The organism is Amycolatopsis sp. NPDC051758 (assembly GCF_044453095.1).
Lineage (GTDB): Bacteria > Actinomycetota > Actinomycetes > Mycobacteriales > Pseudonocardiaceae > Amycolatopsis.
Genome location: NZ_JBITCJ010000004.1, coordinates 191,556 through 209,469 on the forward strand (window position 1 = coordinate 191,556; position 17,914 = coordinate 209,469).

Here is a 17,914-nt window from a genome sequence, read left to right on the forward strand (position 1 = left end):
CCCAGTAGGTGGAACACCCGCGGCCGACACCCCCGCCCCAGGCAGAATCGGGTTGTGTCCCGACCACTGCGGAAGCTCGGCTTCCTGACCATCGGCCTCTTCGACGCGGCCGACCCGCGGCGCGGGCACGAGTCGACGCTGGAGATCATCGAACTCGGGGAACAGCTCGGGTTCGACAGCGCCTGGGTGCGGCACCGGCACCTGCAGTACGGCATCTCGTCGCCGGTCGCGGTGCTGGCCGCCGCGTCGCAGCGGACCAGCCGGATCCACCTCGGGACCGCCGTGATCCCGCTGGGCTGGGAGAACCCGCTGCGGCTCGCCGAGGACCTCGCCACCGTCGACCTGCTCTCGGGCGGACGGCTCAACCCTGGGCTCAGCGTCGGGCCGCCGATGCGCTACGACGAGGTCAAGGACGCGCTCTACCCGGACACCGCGGAGGCCGAGGACTTCAGCTACGACCGCGTCCGCCGGCTGCTGGACTTCGTTCGCGGTGAACCCGCAACGGGCTTCAGCGGCACTCAAGGTTTCGAGGTGTTCTCCGACCGGGTGCAGCCGCAGGCGCCGGGACTCGGTGAGCGCCTCTGGTACGGCGGGGCGAGCCTGCGCTCGGCCGAGTGGGCGGGCAAGCACTCGATGAACTTCCTGACCAGCAGTGTGGTCAAGGCCGAAGGTGAGAGCACGGACTTCGCCGAGATCCAGCTGTCCCACATCCGGGCGTTCCGCACCGCCCACCCCGACGGTGAGAACGCGCGGGTCTCGCAGGGGCTGGTCGTCGTCCCGACCGACAGCGCCACGCCGGAGCAGCGCGCCAAGTACCAGGCGTACGCGGAGAAACGGCTGCCGCGCACCGCCGAGCCGCAGGGCCCGGCGCGGATGCTGTTCTCCCCCGACTTCGTCGGCACGTCGGCGGAGATCGCCGAACGGCTGCACGGACACGCCGGATTCCGCGAGGTCGATGAGGTGGCTTTCGCCCTGCCGTTCACCTTCGAACACGAAGACTACGTGCAGATCCTCACCGACATCGCGGAGCGGCTGGGTCCGGAACTCGGCCGGAGTTCCTGAATTACTTGTTGGTGCCCGGCGTCATGACCTTGTCGATCACGAAGACGGTGGCGTTCTTGGTGGGGATGTTGCCGCACAGGATCTTCGCGCCGTTGACGGTCATGTTCTCACCCGAGCCCTCGATCTTCAGCGGGCCACCGGCGGTGTTCAGCGACTCCAGCGTGCCGGCCGACTCGAGGCCCTTGGCGTCGTAGCGCTTGCCGACGACGTGGTACTGCAGGATCGGCGCCAGCTCGGCCGGCTTGCCCGCCAGCTCGTTGAACTTCGCGTCGCCCAGGGCGGCGAACGCCGGGTCGGCCGGCGCGAACACGGTGATCGCGGGCTGGCTGTTGAGGGTGTCGACCAGGTTGGTGGCCTTGACCGCCGCCACCAGCTTGGTCAGCAGCGGGTTGGTGGACGCGGCCGAGGCGACCGGCTGCGGGCCCATCGAGTCCAGCGAACCGGGCGCGGAGCCCTGCGGCAGCTGCGAGCAGGCCGGGCCGAAGACGTCGGCGTTGGTGGTCATGCCGTTCGAGGCGCCCGAGTCGGCGCTGGACGACGGCGCGGCCATCGAGCTGGACGGAGCCGGGGCGCTGGAGCTGCCCGAGGAAGCGGTGTCGCTGCCGCTGCACGCGGTCAGCGACAGGGCGGCGACGGCGGCAACGCCAATTCCTGCGACACGAAGCTTGGTCACGAAAATCACTCCAATAAGCGGCTTGGACAGTTCAGTGAACTGTTTCTTGTCGGGTATTCGGGGCTGCGCGGTAAACGGATTGGCACCCATTCGAGTGATCCGGGTCACTGCGCCGTGAAATTGATGTTGTGCCACCCGGTCGCGCCGTCGGGAACGGTGCCGGCGCGCTGGTCGGTCTGGGTGTAGCCGCTCCGGTCGGTCGCCCGGCAGACGACCTGGTGGCCGCCGGGCCCGGCGTCGAACTCGATCCACCACATGCGCCAGGTGTTCAGGTTGACCTCTTGGGAGAGCATGGCTTCGCGCCACGGGCCCTCGTCGATGCGCACCTCGACCTTGGTGATGCCGGTGTGCTGCGCCCACGCGATCCCGGCGACCCGCACCTTCCCCGAAGGGACGGTTTCGAAACCTCTCGGTGTGTCGATCCGCGATTCCGTCTTGATCGGCGCTTCCCGGCCCCAGCCGCGTTTCAGCCAATAGGCCTGCCGCGCCTGCCAGGTGGTCACTTCGAGGTCGGTCACCCATTTTGTGGCCGACACGTACCCGTACAACCCGGGAATCACGAGCCGCGCCGGAAAACCGTGCTCGATCGGCAGCGGTTCGCCGTTCATGCCGATGGCGAGCATGGCGCCGCGTGCGCGGTCCGCGGCCGCGGCGACCGGGCTGCCGGACGTCCAACCGTCCACGCTGGTCGAGTAGAGCTGCTCGGCACCCGGCCGCACGCCGGCTTCTTCGAGCAGGTCCGCCAGGTCGACGCCGACGAAGTTCGCGGTGGACACGTAAGTGCCGCCGACTTCGTTGGAGACGCAGGTCATCGTGATGGTGCGCTCGACGAGCGGCCGGTTGCGGATGTCGCCGTAGCTGTACCGCACTTCGCGGTCCACCATGCCGTGCAGCCGCAGGCTCCAGTCCTCGGTCCGCACCTGCGGCACCGACAACGCGGTGTCCACGCGGTAGAAGTCGGCGTTGCGGGTGACGAACGCCGGCGTCCCGAGCTTCGCGAAGTCGGCGTCCGCGGGGATCATCGGCGCGGTCCGGGCCGGGACCAGCCGCCCGACCGCGGCCCGCGACGAAGCCGCGTCCCGGCTGCCGGCGAGCAGCTGTCCCCCGGCGCCGGCGAGCCCGGCCCCGACGACCACGCCGGCCCCGGCCAGCAGCACCGTCCGGCGGGAAGAGCCTTCCGCCACCTCGGGATCCGCCTGGCGGGAAGCGAGCCGGTGCAGCACCGCGAACGTCGCGACCCCGGCGACCAGGCTCGCCAGCGGAGCGAGCAGCGCGAGGGTGTCGAGGTCCGGCCGGGCGTACACCGCGACCAGCCCGACCAGGCCGAAGCCGGTGATCACGACCAGGCCCGGCCACGGCGTGCGGCGGGAGGCCAGTCCCGCCACCGCCGAGACGAGCACCAGCACCACGGCCATCCCGGACAGCAGCACGAGCTTGTCGTAGGTGCCGAAGGTGCGGACCGCGAAGTCCTTGAGCTGCACGGGGGTCAGGTCGATGGCGCCGTTGCCGACCGCCAGGTACGGCGACGCGTTGACACCGACCAACCCGGCGACGAGGTGGCCCGCCGCCAGGGCCGCGCCGAGCGCCAGGACGCCCAGCAGCGCGGCCACCCAGCGGCGAAGCCGGGGATCGGTCGTTGACGTGCTCATCGCACTCCTGTCACAAAGACGTCGGATTTCTGGTGGTCAGGCAAGGGAAATCATGTTGACCGACGGCGTCGTCGGGCCGCGGGAACCGCCCGCGGGCTCGACGGTGATGCCGATCCGGTCGGTGCCCGCCGGGACCTGGGCCAGCATCGGCCGCATCTGGTGCGAGGCCTCCGGCTGCATCAGCCCGGCCGACCGCGCGCCGTCCCGGCCGATGAGCCAGACCTGGTAGACGTGCGCCGCGTCGAGGTCCGGCAGATCGGACGCCAGCAGGACGGCCTGGTTGCGGCTGCGGGAAACCACGAGCGTCGCGGAACCCTTGCCGACGCCCTGGATCGTCGAAGCGTCCGGCGCGGCCAGCACCGAGTCGACCCCTTGCTGCGGGATCGCCTGCTGCGGGGCGGTCGCCGTGGTGACGCCGACGGCCACCGCCACCACGGCCGCCGCGGCGGCGCCGAAGAGCGCGATGCGCAGCTGCCACGTCTTGGCCCGGCTGAGCTTGCGGACCACCGGCACCTTCGGCGGCAGCTGGCGGGTGGCGGCCACGCCGGCCAGCACGGCCGCCCGCAGCCGCGGCGGCGGGTCCACCGCGGCGGCCAGGGCCAGCCGGGCCCCGGTCGCCCGCAGCTCGGCCACCTCCTGCCGGCAGGCGGCGCACTCCCCGAGGTGCCGTTCGAATTCGGCACGCTCCACATCGGACACCGAGTCCAGGGCGTAGGCCCCGGTCAGCGTGTGCAGCTCGGCAGTCATCGGTCCACCCCCAAGCAGTCACGCAGCCGGATCAGGCCGTCGCGGATCCGGGTCTTCACGGTGCCGGGCGCCACTTTCAGCACCTCGGCGACCTCGGGATAGGTGTAGCCGTTGTAGTAGGCGAGCACGATCGACTCGCGCTGCAGGTCGGTGAGCTCGGCCAGGCACTGCCGCACCCGTTGCTGGTCGAGAGTGGCCAAAGTGGACTCGGTGACCTCGTCGAACGGCCGCCGCACGTCCATCCGGCCCGCCCGGTCCTCGCGGTCGAGCACGGCCTGGTGCGAGCGCACGCGGTCGACGGCCCGGCGGTGTGCGATCGTCAGCACCCACGACAGCGCGCTGCCGCGCTCCGGGACGAACCTCGTGGCCTTGCGCCACACCTCCACCAGAACCTCCTGAGCCACTTCCTCGGCCTGGGCGTGGTTGCGCAGCACGCGCGTCGCCAGGCCCAGCACCGGACCGGCGACGAGGTCGTACAGCGCCGCGAACGCCGGTTCGTCGCCGGCCGCCACGCGCCGCAGCAGTTCCTCGGCGCTCGGCACGGTCGCCGGTGTCTCGTCCGCATGCAGCCGTAGCCGCCCACGCTCTCCCATTGCCCGGCACCCTCCACCTCACCCACACGCCTTTCGGCCTGTACGAGGGGTTCGCGGCCGGACCGCGGGCCGGACTGGTTTGCGCGGTGATGAGGTGGCGGGTCCCACTCGGACGGGGCAACTCGAGCCGAAGGACCCATCCGCGACGGCCGCAGCTCCGAAGCAGGTCCGTAGGGAACCGCGGCGATCAGAAGGCGGGCGGCTGGACGTCCCGGCCCGGTTCGTCGCGCTTCTTCCTCGTCGCGACCTGCTCCAGCCAGCGGACGACGTCGTTCTCGTTGTTCGTCGGGCCGTCCGCGCCGAGCTCCCGGATCCGCTCCTGCAGGGCGAGTTCGGGGATCCGCCCGGAGAAGAACAGGACCGGACCGTCGTGGTGGCCGCCCTCCCGGAAGAACGCGAGGTCGTTGAGCCCGGCGTCGTCGTCCTGGCCGCGGCGGAAGTCCGAGAGCACGGCGTCCGGGGCGGACCGCGCGAGCGCCGTGACGGCTTCTCCCCGGCCGGTCACCACGTCCAGCCGCACCCCGCTGGCATCGAGGTAGCCGGCCAGCTCGGTGTTGTTCCCCGGGTGGTCGTCGATCCACAGCACGCGCAGGTCGCGCAGCGCCGGCCACGGCGCGACCCCCGGCGGGAGGGAGACGCGCAGGGCGCGCCGGCTCCGGACCGGCCGCGGCGCCGACACCTCGGGCCGCGAGGCCGGCGCCGGCGGCTCGACGGTGGCCAGCGGACGGCGGCGCAGCTGTTCCACGAGCCGGCGGCTGGGCCCGTCGACGCTGTGCAGCAGGGCCACGAAGTCACGGTCCGCGGCGAGGGCCGGGAACTCCGCGGGCAGCTCGCCCTCCAGCTCGAGGAGCGACTCCGCGCCGCTCGGCGGGCGCAGCCCCTTCGAGCCGAACAACCCCGCCCAGCGGTCCGGGTCCGGCTCGTCACCCTGCTTCACCGCCCCGCGGTACCGCTGGTAGTCGAGGAACTCGCTGATCAGGTCGTCGTGGCGCGGGTTGGCGAGCAGGCGGTAGAAGCCCGGGTAGAAGTGCTGGAGCAGGATCACCTTCACCAGGTTCTCCAGGCCGACCTCGTCCCACGACCGGTTGAGGTGGTACTCCAGCACGAAGCTGTTGATCAGCCGCTTGATCCGCCGCGGGTTCCGGCCGGACCGCGCGATGATCACGTCCTTCAGCGACTCCCCGAACAGCCCGCTGGTGTGCGAGCGCGCCAGGTACCCGTCCACCAGGCGCGTCGCCTGTTCCGCCGACGGCGCCGGGATGCGGTAGCTGATCTGGACGATCTTCTCCAGGTACTCGACCGCGGCGGCCGGCTCGGCGACCCCGGCGGACTCGCGCACGGCCCGCCACAGCGCGCTCTGGTCGCAGGCGAGCACGAACACGATGCCCGGCACGTCCAGGTAGAGCTTGATCGCCTCGCAGACCTCGACGATGCGTTCACTCGCGCACCGGTCCAGGTCGTCGACGAACACGACCAGCAGCCGCCGGTCGCCGGCCTCGCCGCCCTTCGCCAGCCACGCGCCGAACGCGTCCCGCAGCACACCCTTGATCTCGTTGCGCGCCTGGGCGTCCAGCGACATCCGCTGCCACATCTCGTCCACGACCCGGCCGGCGCCGAAGAAGCTGGCGAGCGCGAGGACCGCGCCGCGCATCGCGCCGAGCAGGTGGGCCCGCTGCGACATCGACCGCAGCGCCCGGCGCAGGACGTTGCGGTCGAAGCGCAGGAGCACCGACTTGATCAGGCCCTCCAGCGCGCTGGCGCGGCCGGACGTCCACGCGTTGAACCAGACCGCGGACACCGCGGGTTCGGCCGACAGGGTCGCCTCCAGGCGGTGCAGGAGGCTGCTCTTGCCCATGCCCCACGCGCCGTCGACGGCGAGGGTGAACGGCGCGGTGGCCCGGGAGGCGACGATCAGGTCCGCGAGACCGCGGGCCACCTGGTCGACCTCGAGCAGGTCGTCCTCGGCGCCGTCGCCGACCGGGGCGTCGTTGAGCACGACGAACCGCCGCGTGCCCCCGCCCCCGGCCGTGTCCACGGACCCTTTCTAACAGCGTTTCAGCGCGCCGAGCGGGCTCTTCACCCGCTGTCACCGAACGGACACATCGCCGCCACCAACGGTGACCTCGCCCACTTCTTGATCACCCCAGAGTGTGAAAGTTTTTCGGAAGGCTGGGCGTTGAACTCACCATGGGTTATCCCTGGAACAAGACGAAGTTAACCGACGAGTAGCAAAGGCAGCCCCCATGGCCGACCCGCACAGCGTGACCAGCGCCAGCATCGACTTCGCCCTGCGCACCTTCGGGGCGGCGCCGCGGCCGGTGCCGGCCGAGCTGGAGTACGACACCCGTGACCCGTACGCGGTCGCCGTCGTGCTGCACGCCGGCCCAGCCGCCGTCCGCTGGCTCTTCGGGCGTGACCTGCTCGCCGACGGCCTGCTCGCCCGCTGCGGCGACGGTGACGTGCGGATCGGCCCCGGTGGTGATCCCGCGCTGGTCGTCGTGGAGCTGAACTCGCCCGACGGCGCCGCCGTGCTCGAGGCGCCCGCGAAGGAGATCGCGGCCTTCCTCGACCGGACCTACGACAGCATCCCGGCCGGGAGCGAAGGCGACTGGTTCGACTTCGACGAGGAACTCGCGAAGCTCGCTTACCTGGACTGAGTACCGTCCCGCGGGTGAGCTTCTTCCTGACGACCGTGCTCGCCGCGCTCGACGACGGTGGTGACCGGGCGCTGTTCCACTCCGGTGCCGCCACAACGACGTACCACCAGGCCCGCGACCGCCTGCGCCGCTTGCACGCCGGGCTCGGCGACGTCGACGTCGTCGCGGTCGACCTGCGCAACCGGCCGGAGACGGTCCTCGTCCAGCTCGCCGCCCTCCTGCGGGGCGCGACCGTGCTGCTGGTCGCCACCTCGGCCCCCGAGCCGGACCGGCTGGCCGCGGCCGCCGCCGCGAAGGTCACCACGATCGTCACCGACCGCCCGCAGGCCTGGCCCGCGGGTGACGTCCGCACCCTCGACAACCTCGACGGCGAGCCCGGACCGCTGAGCCTGCCGGACGCCGTCCACCTCCTCTTCCCCACCGGCGGCACCACCGGCACCCCGAAGCTCATCCGCCACAGCGGCATCTACGACGGCATGGCGCACATCTTCGCGCCGTCGCCGGACGGCCCGGGGCGCACGCTGCTCGTCGCGCCGATGACCCACATGACCGGCAACGCCACCGTGCTCGGCACCCTGCTGCGGCGCGACACCCTGGTGGTGCAGGACGGCTTCGACGCGGGCGCGGTCCTCGCCGCCATCGAGGAGCACCGGATCGACACGCTCTCGCTCACCCCGCCGCGGCTGGCCGCGGTGCTCGACCACCCGGCACGCGAAAAGACCGACGTCAGCAGCGTCCGGTCGCTCTCGCTCGGCGCCGCGCCGCTGCCCCCGCACCGGCTCGCCCAGGCCCTCGACGTCTTCGGCCCGGTGGTCGGCCAGGGTTACGGCCTCACCGAGGCCCCGATGATCGCGAGCATCGCCGCCGCCGAGCTCATCGGGCACCCGGAGCGGCTCGGCTCCGTCGGCCGGATCGTGCCCGGCATGGAGGCGCGGATCACCGACGGCGAGGTCGAGGTGCGTGGACTGTCCATGATGGACGGTTACCTCGGCGGCCCGGAGGTCGGCGCCGGCTGGCTGCGCACCGGCGACCTCGGCCGTTTCGACGACGAGGGTTACCTCTACCTGCTCGACCGCGCGGACGACGTCGTGGTGGTCGGCGAGCACGGCACGAAGGTGCCTTCGACCGTCGTCGAGCACGCTCTCGCGACCCATCCGGGCGTCCGGAGCGCGGCCGTCTTCGGTGTCCCGGGCCTGGACGGCCAGCTGCTGCACGCCGTGGTGGTCGCCTCCGGCGACGTCACCGCCGACGAAGTCCGCGCGCACGCGAGAACGGCGTTCGGCCAGGAGCACTACGTCCCGGCGGGCGTGGACTTCGTCGACGCGCTGCCGCTCACCGGCGTCGGCAAGGTCGACAAGCGCGCGCTGCGGGCCGCGTTCAGCTCGTGACGGCGCCGTAGGACGACGACCGGACCAGCTTCGCGTACTTGCCGAGCACCCCTTCCGGGAACTTGTTCGGCAGCGGCTCCCAGCCTTCCCGGCGCCGCGCCAGCTCGGCGGCGTCGACCAGCAGGTCGATGCTGCGGCCCTTGATGTCGACGGCGATCCGGTCACCGGTCCGGACGAACCCGATCGGCCCGCCGTCGACGGCTTCGGGCGCGACGTGGCCGATGCACAGGCCGGTGGTGCCGCCGGAGAACCGGCCGTCGGTCAGCAGCAGGACGTCCTTGCCCAGCCCGGCGCCCTTGATCGCCGCGGTGATCGCCAGCATCTCGCGCATGCCCGGCCCGCCCTTGGGACCTTCGTAGCGGATGACGACCACGTCGCCGGCCTTGATCTGGCCCTCGTTGAGCGCGGCCATCGCCTCCTGCTCGCGTTCGAACACGCGCGCCGGGCCTTCGAAGTTGGACGTGTCGAAGCCCGCGGACTTCACGACCGCGCCTTCGGGCGCGAGCGAGCCGCGCAGGATGGTGATGCCGCCGGTCGGGTGCAGCGGGTTGTCCAGCTTGCGCAGCACCTCGCCGTCGATCGGCTCGGGGTCCAGCTCGGCCAGGTTCTCGGCCACGGTCTTGCCGGTCACCGTGAGCGCGTCACCGTGGATCAGGCCTTCGTCGAGCAGCGCCTTCATCAGCACCGGGATGCCGCCGTGGCGGTCGATGTCGTTCATGACGTACTTGCCGAACGGCTTCAGGTCGCCCAGGTGCGGGACGCGGTCGCCGACGCGGTTGAAGTCGTCCAGGTTCAGGTCGACCTTCGCCTCGTGCGCGATGGCCAGCAGGTGCAGCACGGCGTTGGTCGAGCCGCCGAGGGCCATCACCACCGTGATCGCGTTCTCGAACGCTTCCCGCGTCAAGATGTCGCGCGCGGTGATGCCCTTCTCGAGCAGCCCGACCACGGCTTCGCCCGAGAGGTGCGCGTAGTTGTCCCGGCGGCGGTCCGCGGACGGCGGCGCGGCCGACCCCGGCATGCTCATCCCCATCGCCTCGGCCGCCGACGCCATCGTGTTCGCCGTGTACATCCCGCCGCAGGCGCCTTCACCGGGGCAGATGGCACGTTCGATGCGGTCCAGGTCGGCGTTCTTCATCCGCCCCGCCCGGCACGCGCCGACCGCCTCGAAGGCGTCGATGAGCGTGACGTCCTTCTCGGTGCCGTCGGTGAGCTTCACCCAGCCGGGGGCGATCGAGCCGGCGTAGAGGAACACCGACGCCAGGTCCAGCCGCGCCGCGGCCATCAGCATCCCGGGCAGCGACTTGTCGCAGCCGGCCAGCAGGATCGAGCCGTCGAGGCGTTCGGCCTGCATCACCGTCTCGACCGAGTCGGCGATGACCTCGCGGGAAACCAGCGAGAAGTGCATGCCGTCGTGGCCCATGGAGATGCCGTCGGACACCGAGATGGTGCCGAACTGCAGCGGGTAACCGCCGGCCGCGTGCACGCCTTCCTTCGACGCCTGCGCCAGCCGGTCGAGGGACAGGTTGCACGGCGTGATCTCGTTCCACGAGCTGGCGACGCCGATGATCGGCTTGCGCCAGTCGCCGTCCCCCATGCCGACGGCGCGGAGCATACCGCGCGCGGGCGCGGCCTCGATCCCGTCGGTCACCGTGCGGCTGCGGGGCTTCGGGTCGATGGTCATCTCAGTGGGCCTCCGATACGACGTTCGGACGCACTGCATGCTACCCGGGTCCGCGCGGTCCGCTGACCGGAACGATTCGCTTCCCGGGTCCGGGCGAACCGGCGAAAACTCGGCAAAATGATCGCCACAGTGGTGTGGGGCACGGGCAACGTCGGCCGTGCGGCAATCCGGGCCGTCGACGCCCACCCGGCGCTGAAGCTCACCGCCGTGCTGGTCCACGACCCGGCGAAGGTCGGCAAGGACGCGGGCTCGCTCGCCGGCGTCGGTGACCTGGGGGTCGCCGCCACCGACAACATCGACACCGTGCTGGCCGCGAGCCCGGGAGCCGTGGTCTACGCCGCTTCGGGTGACGTCCGGTTCGACGACGCGCTCGCCGACATCGTGCGCGCGGTCCGGGCGGGCGCGGTGGTCGTGACGCCCGCGCTGTACCCGCTCTACGACCAGCGCAACGCGCCCCCGGAGCTGCGGGACCCGGTGCTGGCCGCGATCGAGGACGGCGGCGGCTCGCTGTTCGTCTCCGGTGTCGACCCCGGCTGGGGCAACGACGTGCTGCCGCTGCTGATCAGCGGGCTCGGCACCGACGTCGACGTCATCCGCTGCCAGGAGATCTTCGACTACTCGACCTACGAGCAGCCCGACTCCGTCCGGTACCTGGTCGGCATGGGCCAGCCGATGGACTACGACCCGCCGATGCTGATGACGGGGGTGCCGTCGATCGTCTGGGGCGGTCAGGTCCGGCTGATCGCGCGCGGCCTCGGCGTCGAGGTGTCCGAGCTGCGCGAAACGCTCGACCGGCGGCCGCTCGAGGAAACCGTCTCCACCAGGACCATGGGCGACTTCGAAAAGGGCACCCAAGGCGCGGTGCGGTTCGAGGTGCAGGGCATCGTCGACGGTGCACCGCGGATCGTCATCGAGCACGTCACGCGCATCCACCCGTCGTGCGCCCCGGACTGGCCGACACCGCCGAGCGGCGACGGCGCGCACCGCGTGATCATCGAAGGCCGGCCCCGCATCGAAGTCAGCATCGAGGCGAGTGACGAGGGCGAAAACCGGTCCGCGGGCGGTAATGCCACCGCGGTCGGCCGGCTCGTCGGCGCGATCGACTGGCTGGCCGCCGCGGAACCCGGTCTCTACGACGCACTCGACGTCCCGCTGCGCCCGGCAGCCGGCAAGCTCGGAAGGAGGCGCCCGTGAACATCGACATCCCCGAGGGCAAGGACCCGATCGGGTACGTGTGGGGCGAGATGGTGCCCGGCATCGGGATCGCCGCTTCGCAGTTCTCGCTGGCGGTCTACGCGCACACGACGCTGGGGCTGCGGGAGTTCGAGGCCGCGCGGCTGCGGATCGCGCAGCTCAACGGCTGTGTCTTCTGCCTGGACTGGCGGACCGAACGCGACGGCGTCAAGGTCGAGGCGGAGTTCGCCGACGCCGTGCTGGAGTGGCGCACCACCGACCGCTTCGACGAGCGGACGCGCCTGGCCGCCGAGTACGCCGAGCGGTACACAGTGGACCACCACAACCTCGACGACGAGTTCTGGAAGCGGATGGCCGAGCACTACAGCCAGCAGGAGATCGTCGAGCTGAGCATGAGCCTCGGCGCCTGGCTGGCGTTCGGCCGGCTCAACCACGTCCTCGGTCTCGACGTCGTCTGCGTGCTGCCGTCCCACCAGCTGTGAGGGGCGGGCGGCCCGCCCCTCACAGCCGGGGTCAGAAGTCCGTCGCGATGATCTTCTCGATGTTCCGTTCGGCCAGCGCCGTGATGGTGACGAACGGGTTGACACTCGTGTTGCCCGGGATCAGGGAGCCGTCGATCGCGTACAGGCCCGGGTAACCCGCCAGCCTGCCGTAGTTGTCGGTCGCCTTGCCGAGCACCGCGCCGCCGAGCGGGTGGTAGGTGAGATGGTCACCCCAGATCTTGTACACGCCGAAGAGGTCGGTCCGGTAGATCGTCCCCTCCTTCGAGTTGATCTTGTCGAAGATGGACTTCGCCATGTCGATCGACGGCTGCTTCCACGCCGTCTGCCAGTTCAGGTCCACGCTCTGCGTCGACGGGTTCCACGAGAACTGGGCGCGGTTCGGGTTCTTCGTGATGGACAGGTAGAACGACGCCCACGTCTCGATCCCGGTCGGCAGCGGCGCGACCTCCGCGAACGCGCCGCCCGCGGCCCAGTTGTCGATGCCACCGCAGGGGATGGACGACTGGAGGCTGCCGGTCGGGTCCCAGATGTGGTTGGCACGCCCGCACATCACGTTCCCGTTGTCACCCCAGTTCTTCCCGACCTCGCCGTTGAGGTTGGGCAGCGCGCCGGTGGCCTTGAGCTTCACCAGCAGCTTGCTGGTGCCGACACTGCCGGCGGCGAAGAACACCTTGTCCGCCGTCACCACCTTGGTCGCCGTCACCGCGCCCGAGGTGTTCAGCTGCTCGATGGTGACCGTGTAACCGCCACCCGACGCCGGTGTCACCGACGCCACCCGGTGCAGCGGCGAGATGGTGACGCGGCCGGTCGCCTTGATCAGCGGCAGGTAGGTCTTCTGCAGGGACTTCTTGCCGTAGTTGTTGCCGTACAGGATTTCCCCGGCCAGCGCCGAGCGCGGCACGGTGTTGGCCTGCTCCTGCTTCATGTAGTTCCAGTCGTACACGTCCGGCACGAAGACGAACGGGAACCCGGACCGCTGCGCCTGCTTCCGGCCGACCCGCGCGTACTGGTAGCACTCGGCGGTGTCGAACCAGGCCGGGTCGATGAGGCTCACCCCGAGCCCGGAGTTCGCGCGCGGGTAGTAGGTGTTGTACATCTCGTCGGCGTTGACCGTCGGGAGGATCGCGCCGAAGTTCTCCCGCTTCGGCGTGACGGCCATGCCGCCGTTGACCAGCGAGCCGCCGCCGACCCCGCGGCCCTGGTACACGGTGATCCCGCTGAACTCCTCGGCGTCGAGGATGCCGGTGTACTTCGGGATGTCCTTGTCGATGGGGAACCCGAGGAAGTTGGACAGCGGCTGCTTCGTGCGGGTGCGCAGCCAGAACGAGCGCTGGTCGGGTGTGGTCGTGTTGGCGAAGATCTTGCCGTCGGAGCCGGGCGTGTCCCAGGCCATGCCCATTTCGATCAGCTGGACGTCGACACCCGCCTGGGCGAGCCGCAGCGCGGTCACCTGGCCGCCGTACCCGGAGCCGATCACCAGCGCGGGCACGCGGGCGGCGTCCGCGATGGTGGCGCCGGCCGTCCGCGGCGCTGCGGCGGCGGCTCGGCCGGCCAGCGCGGCGCCCGCCAAGATAGAACCAGTTCCAGCAATGAAGAGACGACGGGAAACAGCGCCAGAAGTTGTTCTCCACACGGGTTCGTCGCTCATGTGATGTCCTCACCGTTGAGGTATATTAGAACAAGTTATAACCCCATTGGTGCAGACAAGTCGACATATACCCATGAGTAACCTGCGGGGACGGCGCACCATTGATGCGAATGGGCCATGATGGACGACTGTGGAGTCGACCCGAGTGGACCGCTGGCTCTGGGCGGTCCGGCTGACGAAGACCCGCCCGGACGCCGCCGCCGCGTGCCGGGGCGGTCACGTGCGCGTCAACAACAAGCCGGCCAAGCCCGCGACGACCGTGGTGCCGGGTGACGAAGTGCGCCTGCGCGTCGCCGGGACGACCAGGATCCTCGACGTGGTACGGGTGATCCAGAAACGAGTCGGCGCACCGGACGCGGCGACCTGCTTCATCGACCGGACGCCGAAGCCGCCCCCGGACGCGGTGATCCCGGTCGCCCGGCGCGATCGCGGCGCGGGCCGGCCGACCAAAAGGGAACGCCGCGTGCTGGATGCGTTCCGGTCGCCGGACTCCTGAGCCGAACTCCGCTTCGCGCTTCCTCATTCCCGTCGCCGAAGGCCAGGAATGAGCCATTCACCGTGTCCTGGTCGAGCGACCCCGGAAATGGGTCGTTCGTGACACATCCCACCGAGCGGTAATGCTGCACGCTGGCCAAGTGGACAAGTGTCCGCTATCGTCGGAAGGGCAAGCGGACACATGTCCATTTAACGAGGAGCTTCCCATGATCAAGGACAAGGTGGTTGTCATCACCGGCGCCAGCAGCGGGATCGGCGCGGCGACCGCAACCCTGCTGGCCGAGCGCGGCGCGAAGGTCGTGCTGGGCGCGCGGCGCAAGGACCGGCTGGACGAGCTGGCCACGAAGCTCGGCGCGGTCAGCCTGCCGACCGACGTCCGGCACCCCGAGGACGTCGCGAACCTCGTCCGGCTGGCCCGCGAGCAGCACGGCCGGGTCGACGTCCTGGTCGGCAACGCCGGCATCGCGCCGCTTTCGCGGTTCGACGACCTGCGAAGCGACGACTGGAACGCGATGTTCGACGTGAACGTCAAGGGGGTGCTCAACGGGATCGCGGCCGCCCTGCCGGTGTTCCGCGCACAGGGGGCCGGCCAGTTCGTGCACACGGCGTCGACCGCGGCGTACCGGACCGTGCCGGCCATGGCGGTCTACGCGGCCACCAAAACCGCCGTCCGCACGATTTCCGAAGGCCTGCGCCAGGAAGCCGGGCCGAGCCTGCGCGTCTCGCTCGTCTCCCCCGGCATCATCGCGACGGACTTCGTCGACGGCATCGCCGACCCGGCGGAGAAAGCCCGGCTGACCAGCGCGCGGGACGCCCTGGCCATCCCGCCGGAGTCGATCGCCCGGGCCATCGCGTTCGCCATCGAGCAGCCGGCCGACGTCGACGTGAACGAGATCGTCGTGCGGCCGACCGCGCAGGCCTGACCGCCCGAGAGGTTGACCCCGGGACCGCGCGGTTGCCGCCATGGGGTGATGACCTCCGAATCGACGTCCCGGAGGCGGATCTGCCCCGGAAACCGGGGAATCCGCGCGGCCGGTGACTGGGCCGGCGGGAAACGGGTAGTTCCGTCCCGGACATCCGCGCTGGGGAGGAAGTCATGACCGCTCAGGAAGCTCCGGACCGCCTGCTCGCCGCGGCGCGGCCGCTGGTGGTGCGCTACTGCCGGGCCCGCCTCGGCGCGAACACGGCCGACGACGTCGCGCAGGACGTCTGCGTCGAGCTGCTGAAGGCCCTGCCCGGCCGGCCGCCCGAACGGCCGTTCCCGGCCTTCGTCTGCGGCATCACCCGCGACCGGGTCGTGGCCGCGCGCAGGGCCGCCGCGCGCCAGCGGGCCGAGCCGGTGGCCGAGCTGCCGGACGAGGTCGACGCTTCGCCGGACCCCGAGCACCACGCGCTGCGGCGTGAGCTGGGCGAACGCATGGCGCGGCTGCTGCAGGTCCTGCCGGCGAAGCAGCGCGAGATCGTGGTCCTGCGCGTGGTGGTCGGGTTGACCGCGGAGGAAACGGCGGCGGCGGTCGGCTCGACACCGGGTGCGGTCCGCGTCGCCCAGCACCGGGCGCTGTGCCGGCTGCGGCGGGTCGTTTCGGGCTAGCCTGGCCAGGTGAGCGACAGCGAGAACTTCGAAGGACGCGACGTCGGGTCCGGAATCTCCGTCATCCGCGAAAGCACCGACGTCATCGGCTCCGGCCCGCGCCTCCACCGGCACCCGTACACCGAAACGTTCGTCATCATCCAGGGCCGCGCCCGCTTCACCATCGGCGACGACCAACGCGACGGCGGCGCGGGCGACGTCCTGGTCGTCCCGGCCGGCACGCCGCACAAGTTCGCGGTGCTCGGCCCCGGCGTTTACGAGGCCGTGCACATCCACGAAAGCGACCACTTCATCACCGAATGGCTGGAGTGACACGTCAGCCGGTGGGTCATGTCGGCCTCTCCCACCGCTGCCGATCCGGTGCCGGTCGGTGACGAGCCCGGCACCAGGCTGTCCGGCATGAGGGCTAGCCCAGCACCGCGACAACACGAGTTCCCGGCGCGAAAGCTCCGGCCTCGGCCCGTTCGAAGATCCCGTAAAGCATCTTCGCCTCGTACACCCAATCGAGCGTGACGCCGTGCCGATCGTCGAAATCGACGATGAACGCGTCAAGCGCGGTGCTGCGCTTGGCGTAGCCGCCGAAGTGGAAGTCGAGGTCGACCGCCCAGTTCGTGGTGACCTGCCCATCCGCATCCTGCTGAAGTCGGCGGACTTCGTCTTCCAGGAATCGAGCACCCTTGAGGACGGCAAAACCGAGCGCACGCCGTGGACCGGTCAGGCCGGCGGCGACACCAGCCGGCGTGCCGCCGGTTCCGGTCGCGCAGCAGATGACGTCGAAATCCGTCGTGATCTCAGCAACCAGTTCGGCGGTCCCCCGTACGGCGAGGCCGTTGCTGCCACCCTCGGGAAGGACGTAGCACGGGCCGAACCGGCGGGTCAGCGCGGTGAGGACGGCCGGTTCCGTCTTGCGGCGATAGGTCTCACGGTCCAGGTAGGTCAGTGTCATCCCGCGTTCGACGGCGTAGGCGAGGGACTCGTTGAGCGAATCGTGCTCGTCACCCCGGATGACGCCGACCGTCTCCAGCCCCAGGTGGTGGCCGGCGGCGGCGGTGGCGCGGATGTGGTTCGAGTACGCGCCACCGAAGGTCAAGAGCCTGGTGAAGCCCTGATCCCGGGCCGCCTGCAGGTTGTGGCGGAGCTTGCGCCACTTGTTGCCCGGGATCTCCGGGTTGATCAGGTCGTCCCGCTTGAGCTGCAGGTGGACACCGTGCCGCTCGATCCTGTCGTCGCGCAGCTCCACGAGCGGCGAAGGCAAGCGTGCGAGATCGGCCAGGTCAGAACCCACGATGGGCAGCTTAGTCCGGCCAGGCGCCCTGCCCGACCGGACCGGACACCGCTCAAAGCTCGCCGTCGCCGATCATGCCGCGCAGCTTGGTCAACGCGCGGTACTGGGTGATGCGGACATTGCCCGCCGAGATGCCCAGGGCCTCCGCCACTTCGTTCGCCGACAGGCCGGCGATGATGCGCAGGGACAGGATCTCGCGGTGCAGCGGGGGCAGCAGCGCCACCAGGCGGCCCAGGCGGACGCCGAGGTCCTGCTCCAGCACGCGGTTCTCCGGCTCGTTGCCGCCCAGGGGGCGGTCCGGCAGCTCCGAGACCGGCTTCGACCGGTCCCGCGCGATCGAGCGGAACGCGTCCGCGACCTTGTTCGCCGCGATCGCGCGCACCAGGTACAGGAACGAGCCGCCGCGGTCCTGGTAGTTGGGCAGCACCTTCAGCACCGCCAGGCAGACCTCCTGCGCGACGTCGTCGGCGGAGAGGTAGGACAGGTCCCGGCCGCCGATCCGGGCGCGGCAGTAGCGCACGACCGTCGGCTTGATGAGCCGCAGCAGCGCCTGGACGGCGTCCGGGTCGCCGGTGCGCGCCGCCGCCACCACCGGGTCGAGCTGCTCCTTGGTCAGCTTGCCGTCCGGCCGCGGCAGTTCCTCGAGTACGACATATCCGTCGACCGGGGCCGGCGTCTCCAAGGTCGTGGTGTCCACGGTTCCCTCCTCGCTCCGTCCACCGGACCCGCCGTCCACAATGGACCACAA

At 70.8% G+C, this 17,914-nt stretch carries 18 protein-coding genes; 9 read left to right on the forward strand and 9 right to left on the reverse strand.

Translation table 11 applies throughout. The annotated features are described in order from the left end of the window. The first annotated feature begins 54 nt into the window (after window positions 1-54). A complete protein-coding gene (locus ACIA5G_RS20380) occupies window positions 55-1,062 on the forward strand; it encodes an LLM class flavin-dependent oxidoreductase (protein WP_395925320.1) in 1,008 nt (335 codons plus the stop codon). Between the two features lies 1 nt (window position 1,063). On the opposite strand, the gene ACIA5G_RS20385 is transcribed toward ACIA5G_RS20380, so the two are convergent. The 5 genes from ACIA5G_RS20385 to ACIA5G_RS20405 all read right to left on the reverse strand — a co-directional run bounded on the left by ACIA5G_RS20385 (window position 1,064) and on the right by ACIA5G_RS20405 (window position 6,759). Next, entirely contained in the window at window positions 1,064-1,735 is a 672-nt protein-coding gene (locus ACIA5G_RS20385; protein WP_395925322.1) for a fasciclin domain-containing protein, read from the reverse strand. Between the two features lie 104 nt (window positions 1,736-1,839). Next, a complete protein-coding gene (locus ACIA5G_RS20390; protein WP_395925324.1) occupies window positions 1,840-3,384 on the reverse strand; it encodes a molybdopterin-dependent oxidoreductase in 1,545 nt (514 codons plus the stop codon). 36 nt (window positions 3,385-3,420) lie between these two features. Further along, window positions 3,421-4,131, reverse strand: coding sequence for an anti-sigma factor domain-containing protein (locus tag ACIA5G_RS20395; RefSeq protein WP_395925326.1), 711 nt, complete (start codon window positions 4,129-4,131; stop codon window positions 3,421-3,423). Next, window positions 4,128-4,724 (reverse strand): ECF RNA polymerase sigma factor SigK, encoded by a 597-nt coding sequence (gene sigK, locus ACIA5G_RS20400; RefSeq protein ID WP_395925328.1) that lies wholly within the window; start codon window positions 4,722-4,724, stop codon window positions 4,128-4,130. Before sigK ends, ACIA5G_RS20395 begins: the two co-directional genes overlap by 4 nt. Before the next feature lie 187 nt (window positions 4,725-4,911). Further along, window positions 4,912-6,759 carry a P-loop NTPase fold protein gene (locus ACIA5G_RS20405; RefSeq protein WP_395925330.1) on the reverse strand — a complete coding sequence of 616 codons (1,848 nt, stop codon included), beginning with the start codon at window positions 6,757-6,759 and terminating at the stop codon, window positions 4,912-4,914. Between the two features lie 208 nt (window positions 6,760-6,967). Between ACIA5G_RS20405 and ACIA5G_RS20410 the strand changes: the two genes are divergently transcribed. Both ACIA5G_RS20410 and ACIA5G_RS20415 read left to right on the forward strand, forming a co-directional pair. Continuing rightward, window positions 6,968-7,381 (forward strand): SsgA family sporulation/cell division regulator, encoded by a 414-nt coding sequence (locus ACIA5G_RS20410; RefSeq protein ID WP_395925332.1) that lies wholly within the window; start codon window positions 6,968-6,970, stop codon window positions 7,379-7,381. Between the two features lie 14 nt (window positions 7,382-7,395). Next, window positions 7,396-8,769 carry a class I adenylate-forming enzyme family protein gene (locus ACIA5G_RS20415; protein WP_395925334.1) on the forward strand — a complete coding sequence of 458 codons (1,374 nt, stop codon included), beginning with the start codon at window positions 7,396-7,398 and terminating at the stop codon, window positions 8,767-8,769. Here the strand turns inward: ACIA5G_RS20415 and ilvD are convergent. Then, window positions 8,759-10,450 carry a dihydroxy-acid dehydratase gene (gene ilvD / locus ACIA5G_RS20420; RefSeq protein WP_395925336.1) on the reverse strand — a complete coding sequence of 564 codons (1,692 nt, stop codon included), beginning with the start codon at window positions 10,448-10,450 and terminating at the stop codon, window positions 8,759-8,761. The genes ACIA5G_RS20415 and ilvD overlap by 11 nt on opposite strands. Window positions 10,451-10,567: 117 nt before the next feature. On the opposite strand from ilvD, the gene ACIA5G_RS20425 reads away from it, so the two are divergent. After that, complete coding sequence (locus ACIA5G_RS20425) at window positions 10,568-11,644, forward strand: dihydrodipicolinate reductase (protein ID WP_395925338.1); 1,077 nt, start codon at window positions 10,568-10,570, stop codon at window positions 11,642-11,644. Then, window positions 11,641-12,126, forward strand: a complete 486-nt coding sequence (locus tag ACIA5G_RS20430; protein WP_395925340.1) for a carboxymuconolactone decarboxylase family protein — start codon at window positions 11,641-11,643, stop codon at window positions 12,124-12,126. The genes ACIA5G_RS20425 and ACIA5G_RS20430 overlap by 4 nt, the downstream gene beginning before the upstream one ends. A 31-nt stretch (window positions 12,127-12,157) precedes the next feature. Here ACIA5G_RS20430 and ACIA5G_RS20435 read toward each other — a convergent pair whose 3' ends face one another. Further along, window positions 12,158-13,717, reverse strand: a complete 1,560-nt coding sequence (locus tag ACIA5G_RS20435) for a GMC oxidoreductase (protein ID WP_395925342.1) — start codon at window positions 13,715-13,717, stop codon at window positions 12,158-12,160. A 208-nt stretch (window positions 13,718-13,925) separates the two neighbouring features. On the opposite strand from ACIA5G_RS20435, the gene ACIA5G_RS20440 reads away from it, so the two are divergent. The 4 genes from ACIA5G_RS20440 (at window position 13,926) to ACIA5G_RS20455 (ending at window position 16,193) form a co-directional block, all read left to right on the forward strand. Next, on the forward strand, window positions 13,926-14,291 hold the full coding sequence (locus ACIA5G_RS20440; RefSeq protein ID WP_395925344.1) for an RNA-binding S4 domain-containing protein: 366 nt from the start codon (window positions 13,926-13,928) through the stop codon (window positions 14,289-14,291). A 205-nt stretch (window positions 14,292-14,496) separates the two neighbouring features. Then, entirely contained in the window at window positions 14,497-15,213 is a 717-nt protein-coding gene (locus ACIA5G_RS20445) for an SDR family oxidoreductase (protein WP_395925346.1), read from the forward strand. A 173-nt stretch (window positions 15,214-15,386) separates the two neighbouring features. Beyond that, window positions 15,387-15,881, forward strand: coding sequence for a sigma-70 family RNA polymerase sigma factor (locus ACIA5G_RS20450; RefSeq protein WP_395925348.1), 495 nt, complete (start codon window positions 15,387-15,389; stop codon window positions 15,879-15,881). Between the two features lie 9 nt (window positions 15,882-15,890). Next, window positions 15,891-16,193: a cupin domain-containing protein gene (locus tag ACIA5G_RS20455; RefSeq protein ID WP_395925350.1), complete on the forward strand. Its 303-nt coding sequence runs from the start codon at window positions 15,891-15,893 to the stop codon at window positions 16,191-16,193. A 94-nt stretch (window positions 16,194-16,287) separates the two neighbouring features. On the opposite strand, the gene ACIA5G_RS20460 is transcribed toward ACIA5G_RS20455, so the two are convergent. Next, complete coding sequence (locus ACIA5G_RS20460; RefSeq protein ID WP_395925352.1) at window positions 16,288-17,166, reverse strand: 1-aminocyclopropane-1-carboxylate deaminase/D-cysteine desulfhydrase; 879 nt, start codon at window positions 17,164-17,166, stop codon at window positions 16,288-16,290. A gap of 52 nt (window positions 17,167-17,218) precedes the next feature. Beyond that, window positions 17,219-17,863, reverse strand: a complete 645-nt coding sequence (shbA, locus tag ACIA5G_RS20465; RefSeq protein WP_395925354.1) for an RNA polymerase sigma factor ShbA — start codon at window positions 17,861-17,863, stop codon at window positions 17,219-17,221. Between the last annotated feature and the right edge of the window lie 51 nt (window positions 17,864-17,914).